Genomic DNA, 19,732 nt, shown 5'->3' on the forward strand with positions numbered 1-19,732 from the left:
GTGCGTGGTCGTGGCGCGTTGGTGAAGTATCTGAGCCATGGATCCTCCTCCGTTAGTGAGTCATACCATAAACCACTACACTCCGGGACCATACACCTAGCACATGGCAAATGCTGATTAGAACGACATTTTTTGCATGGCGCCCGCTTTTGAGTGGGCGCTTTTTTAAGTATTATGATCGGGTTTATTAGCCTTGCGTGGATTCGCGCCCTTTATTTAACAATTTAATTGTATTGTTAAACTTTGTGTTATAGATATCATGTGGACGCGATCCAAGGTTGGTGGCGACGATATATTTTTTAAGCTAACAAGTTGGTTTTGAAAGATGTCAAGCAGTGGAGTTAAAAATCTGCTTGCTCGGATAGGTAAACGAGGATGCTTAATAGTATCCGTTAGGATTGAGTATAAGGGAAGAAGTGCAAGAGATTTCATGGGTTTCAGCTGCATTTTATTGTGCATTCAACATTTTTGTTTTTTATCAGAGATTACATATAAAAAATTTTGGTGGTTCAAGCCAAGCCTTTCTCGTGGCGCTTAATATTTCAGCGTTTACAGGTATGCTAACCGGTCTTGGTTACCTTATATATTATGGCTGGTCAGTTGTCTGGTGGGCTCCTGTGTTAATTTTTGGTTTGGGCTTTTTGGCATCAATGCTTAGTTTCTTTGTGGAGCGTATTTTTGGGCCATTAGTGCTGAGCTTGAGCGCGTTTATTGGCTGGCCAGTCTGTGCTTTTTTGATGTTTCAATATGTGCCTCTCGTAAATTAAAGAGATGTTGCGATTGAATGTTTAGGTGTTTTGCCCTTCGGGTTTCGATTCATTCGCTCGACCTGACCATTGGTCCGCTGATGGAAGGATCGGATCAGGTGGTGCTCGATTACATTTTCATAGCAGATAGTGGCGGCGCGAACGTTGTAAAGCGTCCGTCTTGACGTACGTACCGTAAGGCGCACACTCCATCAAAATTGAGCGCATTGGGGGAATCATGATTGGCATTACGGCCACTGAGGCACGCAGCAACCTTTACCAGTTGATCGACGAAACCGCCGAGTCTCACCAGCCCATCGTCATCATGGGCAAGCGTAATAAAGCGGTATTGGTGTCGGAAGAAGACTGGTCGGCCATTCAGGAGACGCTCTATCTGCTGTCCGTGTCCGGCATGCGTGAATCCATTTGTGAGGGAATGGATACCTCCATCGATGAGTGCGAGGGGGAGCTGGACTGGTGATATGGATACTGATGTACACCAGGTAGGCTCAGCATTACGAATGATGCCTGCATTGGTCAGCAGCCCAACCCCTACCTCGCCGTATATCCCCCATCGATCGGCAGGCACACGCCGCTGATCATCCCCGCGCCATCGCTGAGCAGAAAGAGGATCGGTTCGACCACGTCTGCAAGCTCTGCAAAGCGGTTGAGCGGGATGGCGGCGAGCATCGGGTCACGCTTTTCTGGCGCCGACCACACTTTCTGCGCCATGGGGGTGAGCGTGACGGTCGGGTTGACGCTGTTGACGCGAATATTGTGCGCGCCCCATTCCAGACACAGCGACCGGGTGATGGCGTCCATCGCCGCCTTGGAAGCGCTGTAGGCCAAGTGATCATCGAGCCCCACCAGGGACGCCTGACTCGAGACGTTGACGATGCTGCCGCCCTTGTTGGCTTCGATCATGCCGCGAGCCACGCCGCGCGCGGCCATGGCGGCGGCGCGGGCATTGGTGTGAAAGACCTGGTCGATGGCGTCGGCTGGCAGGGTCAGCGCCGGTTCGACGTGAGTGATGCCGGCGCTGTTGACCAGCCCGTCAAACGGGCCGTGATCAAAAATGGCCTGCTCGAGTGCCTCGGTGTCGGTCAATTCCAGCGCGCAGGTGGTGCAGCCGGCGGCCTCGAGGGCGGTGAGCGCCTCGGGATTGCGCCCCAGCGCCACGACCTCGGCGTGCTGTTCGCGCAGGGCCAGTGCGACGGCCTGACCGATGCCGCTGGTCGCACCGGTGACCAGATAACGCCGGCCATTGAGGCCTGCATACGGCGTGACAGTACGGGTAGGGCTCATGGCGTCCTCATCGTTGGCAGGCGTTCGGGGAAAGCGTGGCATGTCCGGGCTACCAGAGGAAGTTTCGGGCATTGTCGGCGGTGACCAGGGTGGTATCGACCGGGACGGTCTCGGGCGCCTTTTCGCCGCGGTACTGCTTCACGGCCAGTGCCAGCGCCCGGGCGGCGATGTCGGCCGGGTGCTGCGCCATCATGGCGATCAGGGGCGAGTTGGGGCGGGTCAGCATTCTGACCGCTTCCGGACTGCCATCCACGCCGGCCAGTTTTACATTCCGGCCGGCGGTCTGGATAGCGACCAGCGCCCCCAGCACGCCCGTATCGTCGACGCTGAAAATGCCGGCCAGCTCCGGGTGAGTCTCAAGCATTTGTTCTGTCACGCTCAGAGCCTTGTTGCGCGCCTGATTACCGTTCTGCCGGTCGACCAGCTCGATGCCCTGGAACTCGGCCAGAGCCTTCTGACACCCTTCGACGCGCTGACGCATCGGGGCCACCGCCGCTCCCTCAAGAATGGCCACCTGCCCGCGGCCATCAAGCTGTTCGCCCAGATAGCGACAGGCCTGATAACCGGCGCCGACGTTGTTCGAGCCCACGAAACCGTCAATCGGCCCTCTGGCCGGTGTATCCACGGCGACGACCGTGACACCCGCCTCGTGCGTCGAGACGATGGTCTCCTCAATGGCGGCCGGATTGGCCGGGTCGATCAGCAGGATATCAATGTCGCGCGCCAGCATGTCCTCGACATCGCGGTGCTGTCTGGCGGTGTCACGGCGGGCGTCGGTAAAGATGAACCGTGCCCCCATGTCGTCGATTGCCTCCTGTAGCGCCCGCTGCAGGGTCACGAAGTAGACGTTATCGAGCGTCTGAAAGGACATGCCGATGACAAGCTCGTCATCATTCTTGTCATGAGGGTTGGCGGCCCGGGCCGTGGGCAGGGCGAGCAGCAGGCTGACCAGTACCGCGCACAGCAGCCACCGTATATGTTTGAGCGTGATGGGCATGGCGTTCCCCGACGATGTGTGAGGGCAGCGGTGCTGATGTCGTCATTGATCATTTAGCGGCGTTTTGCACACACTGACCATTCATCTTTGGATGATTGAATCAGGATGGATCCTGCACGGCGGCAGGATCGCGCCACGCCATCATCAGGAGCCTCCATGAGCGCCTATTACCTGGGAATCGATGTGGGATCGGCCAGTGTCAGGGCCGGCGTGTTTGATCAGCACGGTCACTGTCTGGCGCAGGCCGCCTGCGAGATCGAGCAGTATCGACCGCGTGCCGGGTTTGTCGAGCAGTCGAGTGACAACATCTGGTCGCAGTGCGTGACGGCGGTGCGCGCGGCGGTGAGCGAGGCGGGCATCGACGGTGAGGCGGTCCGGGCGGTCGGTTTTGATGCCACCTGCTCGCTGGTGGCGCTGAATGATCAGGGCGCGCCGGTGTCGGTCTCTCCCGACAATGATGACGCCCACAACATCGTGATGTGGATGGATCATCGGGCCATCGAAGAGGCCAGCGAGATCGCCGCCACCGGACATCCGGCGCTGGAGTATATCGGCGGACAGGTCAGCCCGGAGCTTGAACTGCCCAAGCTGTTGTGGCTCCACCGCCACCGGACGGATCAGTTCGAGCGGGCGGCGCTCTTTCTCGATCTGGCCGATTTCATGGTGGCGCGGGCCATTGGAGATCTGGACGGCCGGCATGAGCCGGAGCGCAGCGTCTGTACGCAGGTGTGCAAATGGCTCTATCTGGCCCATGAAGGGCGCTGGCCGGAGGATCTGCTCGAACGGCTCGGTCTCGATGAGCTGATGTCGCGTCCGGCCATGCAGGGCGAGATTCGTGCCCCCGGTTCCCGGGCCGGCACGCTCTCCAGTGAGGCGGCCGAAGCGATGGGGCTGTCACCGCAGACGGTGGTGGCCACCGGGCTGATCGATGCGCACGCCGGGGCGCTGGGCATGCTGGGGGAGGACCCGGAGGGCAGTCTGGCCGTGATTGCCGGGACGTCGGCCTGTCATATCGCGTTCTCCCGCGAGGCCTGTTTCGTACCCGGCGTCTGGGGGCCCTACTGGGGCGCGGTCCTGCCGGATGGCTGGATCAACGAAGGCGGACAGAGTGCGGTCGGGGCGCTGATCGATCATGTGATTCACGACAGCGGAGCGTTCGAGGCGCTCAGCCGTGCGGCCGAGGCAGACGAGGTCAGCCATTTCGAGTGGCTCAATCGCCGGCTGGCGGCGCTGGAGGAGGAGCGCCGCGACGAGCTGACCCGGCATCTGCATCTGCTGGACCATCACCACGGCAATCGTTCGCCGCTGGTGGATGCGTCGCTGACGGGCATGATCAGCGGGCTGACGCTGGACCGTGACCTCGATGCACTGGCGGTGCGCTATCTGGCCACGCTGCAGGCGGTCAGTCTGGGCACGCGCCATATTGTCGAGACCCTCAACGCACACGGCCATGACATCAAACGATTGCGCCTGTGCGGTGGGGCGCTCAAGAATGCGCGCTGGCTGAAGGAGTTAAGCGACGCGACCGGCCTTGTGATCGAGCTGCCCGAGGAGCGCGAAACGGTGCTGCTGGGCAGTGCCATGCTGGCGGCGACCGCCTGCGGCGATTACGCAGGGCTTCGAGACGCGGCGGCGGCCATGAGTGCGACCGCGCAGAGAGTGGCACCGGATACCACACGCCGTGCCTTTTTTGACGCCAAATACCGGGTCTACCGGCAAATGCACGCTGATCAGCTGCGCTATCGCGACCTCATGAAGGCGCGCGGCAACTGACGCGGGATGAGTCCGACGCCGTCAGGTGACTGACGGCGCGTTGTCGGCCAGCACCTTGCGCAGAAAGCTGCGGGTGCGTTCATCGCGCGGATTGGTGAACAGCTCCGAAGGCGGGGCCTGTTCGACGATGCGTCCGCCGTCCATGAACACCACTCGATCGGCCACTTCGCGGGCAAACTGCATCTCGTGGGTGACCACGATCATGGTCTGCTGCTCGGCGGCGAGCTGTTTCATCAGGGCCAGCACTTCCTCGACCCACTCCGGGTCAAGCGCCGAGGTCGGCTCGTCAAACAGGATGACTTCAGCGTTGGCCGCCATGGCGCGGCCGATGCCGATGCGCTGCTGCTGCCCGCCGGAGAGCGCCGCCGGGTAGGCATCCGCCTTGTCGGCCAGACCGATGCGCTCGAGAATCTTGCGCGCGCGTGCGTGGGCTTCAGCCTTTGACAGCCCCTCGACCACGATCATGCGCTCGGCGATGTTCTCCAGCGCCGTCTTGTGGGCAAAGAGCGCATAGTTCTGAAACACGAACGCCGTGCGCCGACGCAGGCCCAGAATGTCCTCACTGCGCGCTGCCGGCACATCGACCGTCAGGTCTCCCACGGTGAGCTGTCCGGCATCGGGGCGCTCGAGAAAGTTGATGCAGCGCAGAAGCGTTGACTTGCCGGTGCCGGACGGGCCGATGACCACGATGATCTCGCCGCGCTCAAGCGACAGGTCGATGCCATCGAGCACGGTATGCGCGCCAAAGCGCTTGGTGATGTTCTTGAGTGCAATCATCGCTGGTAGGCCCGGTTGAGACGTTTTTCCAGCCGCCGCTGACACCAGGAGAGCGCCTCGACGATGACCCAGTAGATCAGCGCCACGACCAGAAAGGCCTCGAAATAGAGAAAGCTGCTGGCGGCTTCCTTCTGGGTCGCGCCCATCAGCTCGGTCACGCCCAGGGTAAAGGCCAGTGAGGTCGACTTGATCATGTCGATGAAGTAGTTCATCAGCGTGGGCGTGGCCACGCGCGTGGCCTGGGGGAGAATGATGCGGCGCATGGTCTGGGCGTGGGTCATGCCGATCGACTGGGCGGCTTCGGTCTGGCTGCGATCGATACCGGTAATGGCAGCACGGATCGATTCGGCCATGTAAGCCGAAAAGTGCAGCGTCAGCCCCATGATGGTGGCGGTCACGCCATTGATGGAGACCAGAAAGGAGAGAAACTGCGGCAGTCCGTAATAGAACAAAAAGAGCTGCACCAGCAGCGGAGTGCCGCGAAAAAACGAGATGAAAAGCTGTGCGGCCTGATCGAGCCCGGGCAGACGCGAGACGCGAATGACGGCCAGCAGACAGGAAAGCATCAGGGCACAGACCATGCCCGCAGCGGCCATGCCCAGCGTCAGCGGGAGATAGTCCAGCAGCACAGGCACCAGCCCGGCCATGTAATCAAGATTGAGTGCGTGCATGGCAATGCGCTTTAAAACGAGCGACCCGCATCAAATGCCTGCGAGGCGCTAGAGAGTGGAAACAAAACGCCCCGGACATGCCGGGGCCATCGGGCAGAGCATAGCGCCGATCAGGCGTCGCTGCCGGTCTTTTCCGATCCTTCGGACTGCGGCGCTTCGGTGATGTCGTTGTCGAACCACTTCTCGGAAATCGCCTTGAGTTCGCCGCTGTCGCGCAGGGTTTCCAGTGCCTTGTTCACGCGATCGCGCTGGGCACGGCCCTGCGCGTTGTCACGAAACGGCAGGGCGTTTTCGATCTTCGAGAAGGGCTGACCGGCCAGCTGCAGCGGCAGCGGCTTGTCCTTGATGACCTGAGAGGCGCTGGTACGGTCCATCACGAAGGCATCGGCGCGCCCCAGGGCCACATCCTGCTCGATGTTGGACTCATAGGTCTTGAGGTTGATCTCATCGGCGTAGGGCAGCGCCTTGAGCAGGGTTTCGTAGTTCGAGCCCAGGTTCATGATGACTGTCTTGCCCTTGAGATCTTCCACGCCGTGGATGTCGTTGTTGCCCTTGCGAACCACCACCTGGGCACCGTCATAAACGTAGGGCTCGGAGAAGGCGTATTTGGCCTGGCGCTCCGGGGTAATGGTGATCTGGTTGGCGATGGTATCGATGCGGCCGGAATCCAGCATGCCGGCCAGGCCCGAGAAGCTGGCGGTCACGAATTGGATGTCATCACCGGTCTGCTGGCCGATGGCGTTCATGACATCGACTTCAAATCCCTGGAGTTTGTCGTGATCGACAAACGTGAAGGGGTAGTAGCCGCCGGACATGCCCACGCGCAGCGTCTCGGCCTGAGCCGCCGTGACCGTGCCCATGAAAGTGGCCAGTCCCAGCGACGTGATCGCAAGAGTGCGTGCCAGTGTTTTGAAAACTGCCATGGAGATCTCCTGAAAGAGGGCGCCCAGAGACGCTGAATGCGTCCAGCGTAACGCAACCTGCCTTGAAGGAATAAGAAAAAGTTTTTATATGCGAAGCGGTTTTTAACTATGGCCGAACGGTAGAGAGATCCTGTTTCCGGGTGTCTGGCCCTGGAGTGAAAAACGCCTCGGAAACGGAAGATGACAGCAGGCAGGGAAGGAGACCTTAGAAGGAGGCCAGGCTGGGATCGGACTCGTTGTCGATCTGATTGGCAAGCACCATCTCGATGAAATCGGCAATGATGTCCTGCACCCTGTCCTGGGTGAGATCGCCGCAGGAAATCCAGGATTCCCCCTGCTCTTCATGGCGATGATGCTTCATGAAGCTTCGATCGATGCGCAGCCCGTCATGGTCGGCATCATGGCTGATGCGCAGATGATTGAAGTTGGTGAAGCCCTTTTTCATCCGCACGTGCTGCACCGGCAAAAGGTGAAACTCCACCGCCTCGATATCGCGGGTTCTGGATTCATCTTCGCAGTGCACGTGAATCTCGCTGGCGTAATGATTGCTGCCGGCGATATCGCGCGCCCACTCCATCGCGGGAATCAGGACGCGCTGGGCAATCTCGTCGAAGCTTGCCGGCTCTTCGGGGTCAGCATCCTCAACCGCTTCCTGAGCGGGATGCGGGCGCAGGGGATTCCTGCCGCTGACCTGCTGCTCATAGTGTTTGAATACACGATTCAGGTCTTTCATGTTCCTCTGCCTTCTGTGCACCGCTCCAGCGGTTCGAGTGTCTGATAAAGAAGTGAGGGGGACGCTGCCGGAATTGAGTGCTTCAACGTCTGTTGAAAGGAAAAGAGAAGATCCCTTTGCGGTGCCGAGCGATATGGCGCAGGGAGACGTTCGGGCATTGATAGCACGCTTTGAGGCGAGAGGCTACCGCCAATGGTGCTTGCTATTCCTTAACACAGGTTATCAATCTGTATGGCCGTCTACCGCTCAAGGGCGATGCAGACTGTAGAGATGGGGATTCAGAGCCCTTTTTCAATTGCAGGGCCCTGATGGCATGAACATCGAAGGGATGACGCGCCTTTTTCAGGGATTGGAAAGAGGGAGCGTCCTGAGGCACGAGAAGGGCTCTTCCCTTCGTTATTTTGTATCCCGCGGCCAGTCGTGATCGAGCCAGTGCTTGAGCTGCTCGTCAAAGGTGCCGCTTTCCCGGAGCTGGCGCAGCCACTGATCGACAAAGAGCTTGAGGTCCATGTCCTTTGGCAGCAGGACCGCCTTCTCGGAGAAGTTGAAAGGTTGATCAGGATGGATGGCGCACAGCTCGGGATGCAGATTGGCCTGCAGGCGCGTCTCGATGGCGTCGGTCATCATCAGATCCGCCTTGCCCTGCACGATCTGGTCGAAAATGGTGACGTTGTCGTCGTAGTCGACAATCGTGGCCTGGTGCAGATGCTCGCGGGCAAAGCGCTCGTTGGTACCGCCGGGATTGACGATGACGCGAACGCCGGGCTGATCGATCTGCTCCAGCGTCTGATAACGCGATTGATCATCACAGCGGGCGATGGGTGTTTTGCCGTCGCGCTGGTAGGGCGTGGAGAACCAGGCGTTTTTCTGACGGTCCAGATTGACTGAAATGCCGCTCATGGCGATATCGAAGCGGTGGTTCTGAAAGTCCTGCATCAGACTCGGCCAGCTGGTGGGCACCAGTTCGAGTTTTACGCCCAGGGTCTCGGCCAGATCAGCAGCCATGTCCGGATCAAGGCCGATGAAGCGGTCATCACCGGTTCGATAGCTGAAAGGCTTGTAGTCGCCGGTGGTGCCGACCCTGAGCGTGCCGCGCTCGATGATCTGATCCAGCGCTGACGGCTCGGGGGTATCGGCCGCCTCGGCATGCGGCGAGAGACAGATGGCCAGCATCAGGGTCAGGGAAGTGATCCAGAGCAGGACCGCCACCAGAGCGGAAGAGAAGCGGCGACCCGGCAGGGTGCGGGCATGCGTGCGCAGCAGTCGAACCATGAGATGTTCCATTGATGCCGGGCCCGACAGGTGGCGGGCGGATAGCGGGAATTTTAAAGGCGCGAGATTACCTCCATAGTGATGGCCGGTCAAAATCTGTGTATCCCGCGCCGCCTGTCATGAGTCTTTGCCTGTCTAGTGCAGGTCCTCGAGCAGCATGGGGCTTCCCCAGCCTTCAAGGTGTGCGTTGCCCCGCTCGAAATAGCCGGCCCAGAACGTTTTGAGACGATCCATGGTGCGCTCGCTGCGATAGGCCGCCTTGTTACCCTGAGCAATCAGCCCGGCGCCGATGATATAGACCCGAGCGCCATCCCACTCGCTTTCAAGCCCGGCCCTGTCGAGCCTTGCAAGCTCCTGATCCGGGTCGATCGTTCGGACATTGCCGCGCTGATAAAAGCTGGTGAGATCCGAATTTTCCAGCATGTCGGAAAACAGCAGCACCACCTTTTGCTCTGCTTCGCTGTTGCGCACCAGCGTGCTGATGGCGGCCAGGTTGCCCGCCAGCTCCGTTTTGGGAATGTCGGGGTGATCACCAAAACTGTCGTTGATGGCTTTACCCAGTTGACGCTTGACGTAAGTGGCCTGCCGCTGGAAACAGCTGTCAAAGCTGTTCAATGCCCGCTTTGAGATCGAATAACGCTGGTCTTCTGACAGTCGTTCATCGATGCGGCCCTTGAGCATCAAACGCGAGTAGTGATCGCCGGTGAAGGCGGCAAACCGGACAACCTCCAGCGCATCGCCCGGGCGAATAAAACGCAGGGTCTTTTCAATGACGGATTGTTGAATGCGCTCATCGGCATCGACGGTTTCATCGATCAACACAAACAGTTCGCGCTCCGGTGCGCCCTGCTGCGGTGCATCCTTGCCCAGCGTCTGGTAACAGCTGGGAAAGTCATCGCGCGTATCGGCATGGGCCAGAAGGCCGGTGCTGCCAAGCCAGAGGCCTGCCAGCGCGATCAGAAAGTGTTTCATGACGACGAGCCTCCACTGTCCAGACCCATTTCCCGACGAAGGCGCGCTTCATAGGCGGCATCATCCTCTTCCTGAGCCTTGAGTGCCTTCTGGCGGCGCTCTTCCTCGAGGCGCTGACGTATGGCTTCGCGACGATCGGTCGGTGACCTCTCGTCTGATCCCTTGTCACCCGTCATGGCAGGTGTTGCTGTCGGCTGGCTGGATGACGTCCCGGGCGTGGTTTCGGGCGTCGGCGTGGCGGCATTCGCGGTCATATCGCCGGCACGTGTTTGATGCTGGTGCGCCAGGTCACGGGAGTCGGATTCGCGCTGCTCGCGCTCGGAGGTTTCTGCATATCTCTGAAAACTGCGATCACCGGCGTGTTTTAAAAGCTCGATGCTGTGGCTGTCGGTATTGTTCTGCAGCGCGCGACCGAGCATGCGCTGTTGCAGGGTCGAGAGGTGTTTTTGAGCAATATGAATAACCCGGTTGCGCCGCCGAACGTGATAATTGACGTACTCGTCCTTGTTGCGGAACTTGCCGATGTAGCTGCGCGCCTTTGAGGATTCCTTGCCTGCAAAGCCGGTGAAGTAGCCGATCATGGTGCCCATGATCTGAAGGAAGACAAAGATGAAGGCCAGCACGATGAAGGTGCCCCAGCCGCCCTTGCGCTGATGGTCAATAACGCTTTGTTCGGCACCGCTGTCAGCGTCACGCTGAATGCTGGCGAGCTCATCGGGCAGGGCAGCATCGGAGTAGGGGTCCTGATACTGGGCGCCGGCCATGCCGCTGCCCTGGGACATCTGCTGGCTGGAGAGCATTTCATCCAGCGCCTGTCCTCGGACATAGGTGGCGCCGATGGCGATCGCGATAATGAACGCCGCCGTGATACCTGTAATGGCCCAGCTCGGCTTGACGTTGGCATTGGTCCTGAGCCGATTGAGCAGCTGACGCCAGGTGGGCGCGCCGTCATCGATCTCATTTTGTTCCAGGGTGACACCGCCGTCCGGCATCAGGTTACCGTCCTGACCGTTGAACCAGGTGCGTACCTTGCGCACCAGATGGTTTTGATGCATCTCCTGTCCGGTCTTGTGGGTCAGATACACCAAAAGCGCCGAGATCAGAAAGGCGATGCCCAGCGCGCCCTTTTGCTGCAGGGCCTCACTGGCGCCGGGAATGGTCCAGCCTGCCAGCACGTAGGAAAATCCCATGGCTTCCACGAAGACCATGGCGGCGATCAGCACCCAGCCCAGCAGGGGCAGCTCCCGACGGCCCGTTTCCTGCGCCTTGTCCAGATAGCTCTGACATTTGACGAAAAAGGCCGGGCTGGCCCGGTCACGCTCTTCAAGATGTTGCCTGAAATGGGCGCACAGCTCGTTTTCGCTGGTGAACCAGCCGGTCTGGCTGTCATGGGACTGGCTGTTTTTGGAAAGCCTTGCCACCTTACCGATGCCGGGCAGGGCGCAGTGAATTCTCAGTACCATCAGGCTGATCCGATCCCAGAAGCGATGGATGAGCAGGGCGGTCAGCAGCAGCAAAACGATCGCACCCAACAGGATGCGATAGCTGTTGATCAGATGAAGAAGATCATTCATTGGTGTTCCCCTGAAATATTAGCGCTGCGGTCGAGCCGGCTGGTAGGTAGCGGCCATCAGGCCGGATTCACCCTGATAGAAGAGACGACCGTCCTGAGCCCGCTCACCGCCAGTCTTGTCAAAAACGATATCCATGCATTGAACCGGTGCCTTTTCATCCACCATGAAGGCGCGATACAGCAGCGTATCCGCGCCTTCATACACGTTGACGTGCGTTTTCATCCTGAGATCGGCACGCTTTTGGTTGGCCGCATCGTAATAGACATATACCTGCGGCTCGGAGGCGGGCGAGTAGTCCTTCAACACTGCCACCGGACCCACGCCCACCAGGCTGTCCTGCATTTTTGTGACCAGCACGCTGCCGTTCAGGCCCTGCAGATAATCCGACGCCGAATGTGAAATGGCCTTGCCGCTGCCCAGCGAATGGATATCGCCGCTGGGGCGGAACTCGTCCATGTAGCACGCATGCTGCAAACGCTCTGCCTGATCGCTGGCCCGGGCACTGGCCACCGGCGAGAGCCGTTTCAAAAGGCTGCGATTATCCTTGAGCTGAAAGCGGTTATAGAGTTCCAGGTCAGCCTGGTCGATGCGCTGCCCACCCAGTGCCAGGCCCTTGTAGGTCGACGCCGACACTGAAGGTGCTGCAGGTTCGGACGACGTTTCGGGGGGTGCGGTGCGGCGTTCCCCGGATGCGCCTGAACGCTTGCTCGGGCTGCGGTGGGGATCAGGCGAAGACGCGGCAGGCGTCGAGGAAGCCGCGCCGATGTTACGGGTGCGCTTCTCGACGTTGTCCTGTGACAGCGTGGAGTAGGACAGGTTATCCAGGCTGCGCTGACTGCTGTTGGAGTATTGGGCCAGCGCCTGCTCTGACGGGATTTCAACGATCTGGACACGCCGGTTGAGCGCTCTGCCCTCGGGCGTCTCGTTGCTGGCCACGGGCCTCGAAAGCCCGGCGCCCTGGTAGTAGATCTGTCCGGCATCAAGCCCGGTCTGCTGAAACAGGCGCGCCACGGTTTTTGCCCGCTGCTCTGAAAGTCGCTGATTGAGTGTGCCCGAGCCCGTGGCATCGGTGTGCCCGATAATCAGAACCTTTTGCTGAGTCCCGGTATAGGCCCCGGCGACCTGACGCAGCTTGTTGTTTGCCTCCGGTGTCAGGCTGGCCGAGCCGGAGGCAAACATGGCCTGATCATTGATGGTCGCGCTCAGGCCTCGCTCGGCCTGCTGCGACGATGTCTTTTGGGTGTCGATCTGTTGATAGACCACCGCCAGATCATTGGCTTGTGCGACCTCTTCAAGCGCCTTGCGACGCTGATCGACCCACGAGCCGATGGCCCAGCCGGCACCGGCACCGGCCGCCATGCAGGCTGCCTTTTGAACATCGTTTTTATCCTGGCAGGCCAGATAGCCAACGCCTGCCCCAACGGTGGCGCCGATGGTGCGGCCGGCATAATCCGACATGGTGCTCATGGTGTCCTGCATTGAGGCGCAACCTGACAGCAGCAATGCAGGCATCAGGCTAAGCGATATGAGACGCTTGCTCATGGCCCGGCGTTCCCTTGATGATATTTTAATTGAGTTTTACTGAATAAACCGGCAACTCTAAGGGCAGACCGGGGGGCATGCAAGACAGGTCTCAGGTTTCTGCCGCGAGATGACGCCAGAGCATGGGGCTCCGGGGTTTCAATCAACCCGGCATCTCAAAAAAACGCCGCGGCATCCATGGATGCCGCGGCGCTTGAGACACGAGCCTTCGTCCGTGGTCAGGTCACCGTAAACTCGATCTCCTCACCACTTTCCGAGCAACTGCCGATCTGCGCCCGGAAAAGCCCCGGCTCCTGCACGCGTTCGAGCTCGGCGTTCAGAAAGCTGCGCATGTCGGGCGTGATGTGGAAGACCACGCGTTCGCCTGCGCCCGGGGCCAGCTGGATTCGTCTGAAATCCTTGAGTTCACGCAGCGGGCGCACGACGCTGGCATGCACGTCCTGCAGGTAGAGCTGAACCACCTCGATGCCGTCACGCTCGCCGGTGTTGGTGACGGTAAGACTGACCTCGAGCGTGTCGTCCGGGCCAATCTCCGAACACGCCGTTTCGATCGCGCCGTATTCAAACGTGGTGTAGGAAAGCCCGAAGCCAAAGGGGTAGAGCGGCGCGTTGGGGATATCCAGATACTGCGAGGCGTACTTGGGATCGACGCCTTTGGGGCGCCCAGTGTTGAAAGCGTTGTAGTAGATCGGGACCTGACCGACGCTGACCGGAAAGCTCATCGGCAGCTTGCCCGAAGGGGGCACGTCTCCGAACAGCACGTCCGCCACGGCGTTGCCGGCTTCGGTGCCCGGCCACCAGGCTTCCAGAAGGGCGGGCGCCAGGTCGTCAAGCTCGGTCAGGGTGAGCGGGCGGCCGTTGAAGAGCACCGTGGCCACGGGGGTATCGCCGGCGGCTTCCAGCACGCGGCGGGCCAGTTCAAGCTGCGCCCCGGGCAGGCCGATATCGGCGCGGCTGGCGGCTTCGTCGGCGTAGTCCTCGTCCTCGCCCAGCGCCAGCACCACGGCGTCAGCCTGACGCACCAGATCCAGCGCCTCCTCGATGCCCGAGGTGTCGTCTTCGCCGATCTGATTGGAGACACCCTGAGCGCAGAGGATGACCGCGTCCTCGCCGAGCCGGTTGGCAAGGCCTTCGCGCAGGGTCACGGTGTCGTCGTGATCACCATTGCCGCGCCAGGAGCCGAGCAGGCGTGGCGTATTGCCCAGCGGCCCGATCAGGGCGATCTTTTGATGCTGATCGGACAGCGGTAGCACGTTGCCCTCATTTTTCAGCAGCACCATCGATTGTGCTGCCTGTTCGCGGGCGGCGCGGCGGTTTTCGCCGGTCAAAAGACACTGCGCCTCGCGCTCATCACTGGTGTAGCGATACGGGTCCTCGAACAGGCCCAGCGCGGCCTTGAGCCACAGGATGCGCCGCACCGCCTCGTCGATGCGCGTCTCTTCGACCTGACCGTTCTGGACCAGTGTCTTCAGGGTCTCGATGAAGTAGCCGGACTGCATGTCCATGTCGACGCCGGCATTGACCGATTTGCGCGAAGCCTCCGAGGCATCGGCGGCCACGCCGTGCTGCCCGAGTTCCATGATGGCGGTGTAGTCGGTCACTACCATGCCTTCAAAGCCCCACTCGCGACGCAGGATCTGATCGAGCAGCAGCGGGTGACAGGTGGCGGGAAGGGCGTTAAGGGTGTTGAACGCCGTCATGACACTGGCGCAGCCCTCCTCGAGCGCGGCCAGAAAGGGAGGGAGATAGATCGAGCGCAGACGCCACTCGGACATGTCGACGGTGTTGTACTCACGCCCGGCTTCGACCGCACCATAGGCGGCGTAGTGCTTGACGCAGGCGGCCAGCGTGTCCGTTGCGCCCGGCTCGTTGCCCTGAATGCCGCGTACCTGGGCACGGGCGATCAGCGAGGTCAGATGCGTATCCTCACCTGCACCCTCCATTACCCGGCCCCAGCGCGGGTCACGGGCGATATCGACCATGGGGGCAAAGGTCCAGTGCACGCCAGCGGCGGCGCCTTCCTTCGCCATGATGCGGGCGGCACGCTCGATACCCTCCAGGTGCCAGCTGGCTGCCTGACCCAGCGGAATCGGGAAGATGGTACGAAAGCCGTGGATGATGTCGTAGCCAAACAGCAGCGGAATACCCAGCCGCGAGTGCTCCACAGCATCGCGTTGCAGCTCGCGGGTAAATTCGGCTCCGAAGGCGTTGAATACCGAGCCGACCCGGCCGGTACGCACGTCTTCCTCGATATCGGTATTGGCCGGCGCGCCCGTGGTATCGCGACTGCCGGCCACCTGATTCATCTGACCGATCTTCTCTTCCAGCGTCATCTGACACAGCAGCGCTTCGACCTGCTCACCCAGCGCCAGGTTGCGCATTTGATCTACCCCGAAGGGCCGTCCTGCCGTCTGATTCAACCCCGTTACCGCCATTGCCGCCTCCCTCAGGTCGAGCGTTCGAAGTAGTGCACGTCAAAGAGTCCCTGATCATCACTCCAGTGACCCTGCAGGGTAAAGCCGGCGTGACCGGCCAGTGTCTCGAAGCCGGCGCGGCTGTATTTCCACGAGTTTTCGGTGTGGATGTGTTCGCCTGCGGTCAGCGCGATGGTCTGGTCATCAAGGCTGAAGGTCTGGTCGCGCTGGCTGACCAGATGCATCTCGATGCGCGAGGCGGACTCGTTGTAGAAGGCCAGATGCTCGAAATCCTCGGGGGAGACCTCGGCGTCCAGTTCGTCGCGCAGGCGGTGAATGAGATTGAGGTTGAACTCGCGCGTTACGCCCGCGGCATCGTTGTAGGCGGCTTCCAACCGGTTACGGTCCTTGATGCGATCCACCCCGATCAGCAGCCCGCCGCCGGGCGGGAGCTGGTCGTGCACCCGGCCGAGCAGTTCGCCGGCCTCGCGGGGAGTGAAATTGCCGATCGAGGAGCCGGGGAAGAACACCACCGGCCGGGCATCCCCTTCCAGTTCCAGCAGGCTGAACGGCGCGGTGAAGTCGGCGCACAGGGCATGTACCGACAGCCACGGATAGTCATCGGCCAGGCGCTGGGTATTTTCCAGTAGAAAGTCACGAGAGATATCCACCCCCACATAGTGGTGCGGTCGCAGCGCGTCGAGCAGCAGCCGAATCTTGTGCGAGGCGCCACTGCCCAGCTCGATCAGATCGATCTCGCCACCTGCCCGAGCGGCGATGTCGGCCACCGAGCTTTCCAGAATCGCTTCCTCGGTGCGAGTCGGATAGTACTCCGGCTGCTGACAGATTTGATCAAACAGCTCGGAACCACGGTGATTATAAAAGTGCTTGGGTGAGATCCAGCGCGGCGAGTCGGTCAGCCCGACCGTGATCGCCTCCAGCAGGCTCTGTTCACCGGCCGGATCTGCCATCTGATCGTGAAACCGCACCCGGTGGCGATTGCTCGGAGAGGAAAATGCAGAGATGAGTGCCTGTGACATGACGACTGGTCCTTTTTTCAGGAGTGCCAGAGCTCAAGGGTCCGGATCGGGCCGCCCGGCAAGCAGGCGGCCCGCCGAGGTTCAGACATCGCGCGCCAGCCGAATGCCGGAAAAGGCCCAGCGCGCCTGGGGTGGGAAGAAATTGCGATAGCTGGCCCGGACATGATTGCCGGGCGTGGCACAACAGCCGCCGCGCAGCACCATCTGGCCGGACATGAACTTGCCGTTGTACTCGCCAAGGCTGCCTTCCAGCGGCGTAAAGCCGGGGTAGGGCAGAAAGGCGCTGCCGGTCCACTCCCAGACGTCGCCAAACATCTGCTGCGGCCCCTGGTCCTGCGTGTCGGCCGCCCCCAGCGGCTGAAACACGCCATCCTCGACGAAGTGGCCCTGAACGCTCTGATCGACGGCAGCGGTTTCCCACTCGGCCTCGGTCGGCAGGCGGGCGCCGGCCCAACGGGCGTAGGCATCGGCTTCATAGAAGCTGACATGACACACCGGCGCGTCCGGGTCGACCGGCACCAGTCCGCCCAGGCTCATGGTGTGCCAGCGGCCATCGACCTTCTCCCAGTATTCGGGCGCCTGCCAGCCGGTGTCATGGATCGTGCTCCAGCCGTCCGACAGCCACAGCTCGGTGCGCGAGTAGCCGCCCTCCTCGATGAATTCGATGAATTCGGCGTTGGTGACCGGGCGGTCCGCGAGCTCGAACTCGGCCACGTACTGGCGGTGGCGCGGGGTTTCGCTGTCAAAGACGAAGCCTTCGCCGTCATGATCAAAGGCAGACTGCGTCGGGTAGTCGGCGCCGATCTGGCGCACGCCAGCGGCAAAACGGTGCCAGCGTGGTTCATTGTCGCCAGAACTGTGAACGTAAGAATTCTGGACGGCAAGGGGCTGAACGGCAGAGACCTGCTCGCCCCGGGCCAGCAGCCGCTGTCGAACGTCGTCGCGATAGACCGGATGCAGCGGGTTGCAGGAGAGGATGTGCTTGATGTCCATCACCAGCAGCTCCTGATGCTGCTGCTCGTGGTGCAGACCGATCTCGAGCCGGTCGATGATCTCGTCAAGATGCTCAAGCGGCGGGGCGCTCAGAAGCCGTTCCATCTCCTGATCGATGTGGGCGCGGAACTGATAGACCCCGGCCACCGTCGGGCGCGAGATGGTGCCGCGCAGATGGCGCGGAAACGGCGTGCCGTGGGTTTCGTAATAGGAGTTGAACAGGAAGTCATACGCCGGATCGGGCGTTTGATAGTCCTTGAGATAGGGCGTGAGGATAAAGGCTTCAAAGAACCAGCTGACATGGGCCAGATGCCACTTGGGTGGGCTGATGTCCGGCATGCTCTGGACCATGTAGTCCTCGGTTTCCAGCGGCGCGCACAGGGCCTCGCTGGCGCTGCGCACACGCTGAAAGCGCGCCAGCCACTCCCGGGTGTGAGCGCTTTCGGCGCGATTGATCGGCGCTCGAGTCGTCTGGGTCATGACGTGTCCTCGTGATGCTGTCGCATCAGGTCTGCATCAGATATAAAACAAAAAGCGGCCCGACGCCGATGCCGGCGCGAGGCCGCACTTTACTTCAGCGTAGCAACGCCCTAATGACATGCCCGATTCGATCTCCGGAAATTTGTGACGGTGGGTAAGGGCATGTGCAGAGCGTCCTCATGCCGTGATGCTGGACTGGCGCCTTTCTGCTGGCCGCCAGCGGCCCGCGGCTGTTCGGGGCGCTGCACGGCGTGACCGGCGGCTGGAGCGTGTCGATGGGGCTGTTGCTGGAGCTTCCGGGCCTTCAGACCGTGACCGGCCTTCTGGCCGGCCGGCCACGGATGGTCACACTGCGCAAGGAGGGTTAGTTCGCCTGTTGAGAGTCGGTGCTTTTGGCACACTCATCGATGCTGGTGGCGATGTGGGTGATCAGCGCGTCATAGAGCCCCGGGCCGGGATCGATGCCGGCGCCCAGCGGATCCAGCACGATCGAGGTGTTGATCGCCGTGTCGCCGAAGATGCTCTCGATCATGCGCGGGTTGAACTGCGGCTCGGAAAAAACGCACTGCACGTTCAGCGACTTTACCTTGTCCTGCAGCTCGCGTATCCGGGCCGGTCCCGGGCTTGAGGCGTCGCCGATCGAGATGGCGCCGGCGGCGTGGACGTCAAAACGCTCCTCGAAGTACTGATAGGCGTCGTGGAAGACGATGAAGCGGGTGTCGTGATCGTCTTTCAGGCGCTGCTCGGTGTCCGCGATCAGCGCATCGAGATGCTGCTGGGCTGCTTGAGCGTTGTGACGATAGGTGTCGGCATGTTCGGGGTCGGCCTCGGCCAGCGCTTTCGCCATGACGCCCAGCCAGGCACGGGCATTCTGCGGGTCGAGCCAGGCATGCGGGTTCAGGCCGGTATGGCTGTGACTATGGTCGTGATCGTGGCTGTCGTCGTGAGTGTGTCCGCCGTCGTGGTCATGATCGTGGCCATCGCCGTGATCATGTTCGTCACCGTGTCCATGCTCGTGTTCATGGGCATGGGACTCGAACGTGGCGCCTTCACGGTAGTCAAGGCGGGTCGTGCCGGGCGCGTCGAGCAGCACGACCGAGTCGGCATCACCGGCCAGCGTGTTGATGGCATCGGCCAGCCACGGCGTCAGGGGTGGCCCGACCCAGAACACCACGTCGGCATTGTCCAGCGTCGAGGCTTCCGACGGGCGCATCGAATAACCGTGCGGCGAGGCGCCGGCCGGCATGACCATCTCGGGTGAGCCCAGATCGCCCATGACCTGGGCGGCCAGCGACTGGATGGGGGCGATGTCCACTGCCACGCGAGGCACATCGGCCAGCGCCAGCGACGGAGTAAAGAGCAGCGGCAGTAACCAGCGGCAGGGGTGTTTCATGAGAGGCCCTCTGAATGGGAGTGAATCGGCGTTTAATGTTATGTTATAACGTGTCACATTAATGATCGGCGCACCGGCTGACAAGTCCTGCGCCCTCGGGCCGGGTCAGACTCGCCTGATACGCATG

Annotated in this window: 17 protein-coding genes and 1 pseudogene; 3 read left to right on the top strand and 15 right to left on the bottom strand. The window is 61.0% G+C overall.

What is annotated here, in order from left to right:
- Window positions 1-416 precede the first annotated feature (416 nt).
- Complete coding sequence (locus tag BM079_RS16625) at window positions 417-767, top strand: hypothetical protein (protein ID WP_139215302.1); 351 nt, start codon at window positions 417-419, stop codon at window positions 765-767.
- 20 nt (window positions 768-787) lie between these two features.
- Here the strand turns inward: BM079_RS16625 and BM079_RS17005 are convergent.
- Window positions 788-895: pseudogene (locus BM079_RS17005) on the bottom strand (IS481 family transposase); the annotation flags it as partial.
- 89 nt (window positions 896-984) lie between these two features.
- On the opposite strand from BM079_RS17005, the gene BM079_RS11685 reads away from it, so the two are divergent.
- Entirely contained in the window at window positions 985-1,227 is a 243-nt protein-coding gene (locus BM079_RS11685; protein WP_090134299.1) for a type II toxin-antitoxin system Phd/YefM family antitoxin, read from the top strand.
- A gap of 71 nt (window positions 1,228-1,298) precedes the next feature.
- Here BM079_RS11685 and BM079_RS11690 read toward each other — a convergent pair whose 3' ends face one another.
- Both BM079_RS11690 and BM079_RS11695 read right to left on the bottom strand, forming a co-directional pair.
- Window positions 1,299-2,093 carry an SDR family oxidoreductase gene (locus tag BM079_RS11690; protein WP_245743013.1) on the bottom strand — a complete coding sequence of 265 codons (795 nt, stop codon included), beginning with the start codon at window positions 2,091-2,093 and terminating at the stop codon, window positions 1,299-1,301.
- A gap of 7 nt (window positions 2,094-2,100) precedes the next feature.
- Window positions 2,101-3,048, bottom strand: a complete 948-nt coding sequence (locus BM079_RS11695; RefSeq protein WP_090134304.1) for an ABC transporter substrate-binding protein — start codon at window positions 3,046-3,048, stop codon at window positions 2,101-2,103.
- A 156-nt stretch (window positions 3,049-3,204) separates the two neighbouring features.
- On the opposite strand from BM079_RS11695, the gene BM079_RS11700 reads away from it, so the two are divergent.
- A complete protein-coding gene (locus BM079_RS11700) occupies window positions 3,205-4,821 on the top strand; it encodes an FGGY-family carbohydrate kinase (protein ID WP_090134307.1) in 1,617 nt (538 codons plus the stop codon).
- A gap of 21 nt (window positions 4,822-4,842) precedes the next feature.
- Here BM079_RS11700 and BM079_RS11705 read toward each other — a convergent pair whose 3' ends face one another.
- The 12 genes from BM079_RS11705 to BM079_RS11760 all read right to left on the bottom strand — a co-directional run bounded on the left by BM079_RS11705 (window position 4,843) and on the right by BM079_RS11760 (window position 19,605).
- Window positions 4,843-5,598, bottom strand: coding sequence for an amino acid ABC transporter ATP-binding protein (locus tag BM079_RS11705; protein ID WP_090134309.1), 756 nt, complete (start codon window positions 5,596-5,598; stop codon window positions 4,843-4,845).
- Window positions 5,595-6,269, bottom strand: a complete 675-nt coding sequence (locus BM079_RS11710; protein WP_090134311.1) for an amino acid ABC transporter permease — start codon at window positions 6,267-6,269, stop codon at window positions 5,595-5,597. The genes BM079_RS11705 and BM079_RS11710 overlap by 4 nt, the downstream gene beginning before the upstream one ends.
- A 110-nt stretch (window positions 6,270-6,379) precedes the next feature.
- The gene (locus tag BM079_RS11715) at window positions 6,380-7,192 is read right to left on the bottom strand and encodes an amino acid ABC transporter substrate-binding protein (protein ID WP_090134314.1); all 813 of its coding nucleotides are present in this window, start codon (window positions 7,190-7,192) and stop codon (window positions 6,380-6,382) included.
- Between the two features lie 205 nt (window positions 7,193-7,397).
- Window positions 7,398-7,925: a hypothetical protein gene (locus tag BM079_RS11720; RefSeq protein ID WP_090134315.1), complete on the bottom strand. Its 528-nt coding sequence runs from the start codon at window positions 7,923-7,925 to the stop codon at window positions 7,398-7,400.
- A gap of 396 nt (window positions 7,926-8,321) precedes the next feature.
- The gene (locus BM079_RS11725; protein WP_217639684.1) at window positions 8,322-9,197 is read right to left on the bottom strand and encodes a transporter substrate-binding domain-containing protein; all 876 of its coding nucleotides are present in this window, start codon (window positions 9,195-9,197) and stop codon (window positions 8,322-8,324) included.
- A gap of 135 nt (window positions 9,198-9,332) precedes the next feature.
- Window positions 9,333-10,169 (bottom strand): hypothetical protein, encoded by an 837-nt coding sequence (locus BM079_RS11730; RefSeq protein ID WP_090134317.1) that lies wholly within the window; start codon window positions 10,167-10,169, stop codon window positions 9,333-9,335.
- Window positions 10,166-11,743: a hypothetical protein gene (locus BM079_RS11735; RefSeq protein ID WP_090134319.1), complete on the bottom strand. Its 1,578-nt coding sequence runs from the start codon at window positions 11,741-11,743 to the stop codon at window positions 10,166-10,168. The genes BM079_RS11730 and BM079_RS11735 overlap by 4 nt, the downstream gene beginning before the upstream one ends.
- A gap of 18 nt (window positions 11,744-11,761) precedes the next feature.
- On the bottom strand, window positions 11,762-13,285 hold the full coding sequence (locus BM079_RS11740) for an OmpA family protein (protein WP_090134321.1): 1,524 nt from the start codon (window positions 13,283-13,285) through the stop codon (window positions 11,762-11,764).
- 218 nt (window positions 13,286-13,503) lie between these two features.
- Complete coding sequence (gene bglX, locus BM079_RS11745) at window positions 13,504-15,720, bottom strand: beta-glucosidase BglX (protein ID WP_090134323.1); 2,217 nt, start codon at window positions 15,718-15,720, stop codon at window positions 13,504-13,506.
- A gap of 11 nt (window positions 15,721-15,731) precedes the next feature.
- Entirely contained in the window at window positions 15,732-16,739 is a 1,008-nt protein-coding gene (gene egtD, locus BM079_RS11750) for an L-histidine N(alpha)-methyltransferase (protein WP_217639685.1), read from the bottom strand.
- An 81-nt stretch (window positions 16,740-16,820) separates the two neighbouring features.
- Window positions 16,821-18,212, bottom strand: a complete 1,392-nt coding sequence (egtB, locus tag BM079_RS11755) for an ergothioneine biosynthesis protein EgtB (RefSeq protein ID WP_090134325.1) — start codon at window positions 18,210-18,212, stop codon at window positions 16,821-16,823.
- A 364-nt stretch (window positions 18,213-18,576) separates the two neighbouring features.
- Window positions 18,577-19,605, bottom strand: coding sequence for a zinc ABC transporter substrate-binding protein (locus tag BM079_RS11760; protein WP_090134327.1), 1,029 nt, complete (start codon window positions 19,603-19,605; stop codon window positions 18,577-18,579).
- Between the last annotated feature and the right edge of the window lie 127 nt (window positions 19,606-19,732).

The sequence above is a fragment of the Kushneria avicenniae genome (genome assembly GCF_900112585.1).
Taxonomy (GTDB): domain Bacteria; phylum Pseudomonadota; class Gammaproteobacteria; order Pseudomonadales; family Halomonadaceae; genus Kushneria; species Kushneria avicenniae.

Bases quoted from the DNA above. Each gene is read 5' to 3' on its own strand.
- BM079_RS11695 (WP_090134304.1), bottom strand. From the start codon at position 3,048: ATGCCCATCACGCTCAAACATATACGGTGGCTGCTGTGCGCGGTACTG.
- BM079_RS11685 (WP_090134299.1), top strand. From the start codon at position 985: ATGATTGGCATTACGGCCACTGAGGCACGCAGCAACCTTTACCAGTTG.
- BM079_RS11730 (WP_090134317.1), bottom strand. From the start codon at position 10,169: ATGAAACACTTTCTGATCGCGCTGGCAGGCCTCTGGCTTGGCAGCACC.
- BM079_RS11735 (WP_090134319.1), bottom strand. From the start codon at position 11,743: ATGAATGATCTTCTTCATCTGATCAACAGCTATCGCATCCTGTTGGGT.
- BM079_RS11715 (WP_090134314.1), bottom strand. From the start codon at position 7,192: ATGGCAGTTTTCAAAACACTGGCACGCACTCTTGCGATCACGTCGCTG.
- BM079_RS11720 (WP_090134315.1), bottom strand. From the start codon at position 7,925: ATGAAAGACCTGAATCGTGTATTCAAACACTATGAGCAGCAGGTCAGC.
- BM079_RS11725 (WP_217639684.1), bottom strand. From the start codon at position 9,197: ATGGTTCGACTGCTGCGCACGCATGCCCGCACCCTGCCGGGTCGCCGC.
- BM079_RS11700 (WP_090134307.1), top strand. From the start codon at position 3,205: ATGAGCGCCTATTACCTGGGAATCGATGTGGGATCGGCCAGTGTCAGG.
- BM079_RS11705 (WP_090134309.1), bottom strand. From the start codon at position 5,598: ATGATTGCACTCAAGAACATCACCAAGCGCTTTGGCGCGCATACCGTG.
- BM079_RS11740 (WP_090134321.1), bottom strand. From the start codon at position 13,285: ATGAGCAAGCGTCTCATATCGCTTAGCCTGATGCCTGCATTGCTGCTG.
- BM079_RS11690 (WP_245743013.1), bottom strand. From the start codon at position 2,093: ATGCCACGCTTTCCCCGAACGCCTGCCAACGATGAGGACGCCATGAGC.
- egtD (WP_217639685.1), bottom strand. From the start codon at position 16,739: ATGTCACAGGCACTCATCTCTGCATTTTCCTCTCCGAGCAATCGCCAC.
- egtB (WP_090134325.1), bottom strand. From the start codon at position 18,212: ATGACCCAGACGACTCGAGCGCCGATCAATCGCGCCGAAAGCGCTCAC.
- BM079_RS11710 (WP_090134311.1), bottom strand. From the start codon at position 6,269: ATGCACGCACTCAATCTTGATTACATGGCCGGGCTGGTGCCTGTGCTG.
- bglX (WP_090134323.1), bottom strand. From the start codon at position 15,720: ATGGCGGTAACGGGGTTGAATCAGACGGCAGGACGGCCCTTCGGGGTA.
- BM079_RS11760 (WP_090134327.1), bottom strand. From the start codon at position 19,605: ATGAAACACCCCTGCCGCTGGTTACTGCCGCTGCTCTTTACTCCGTCG.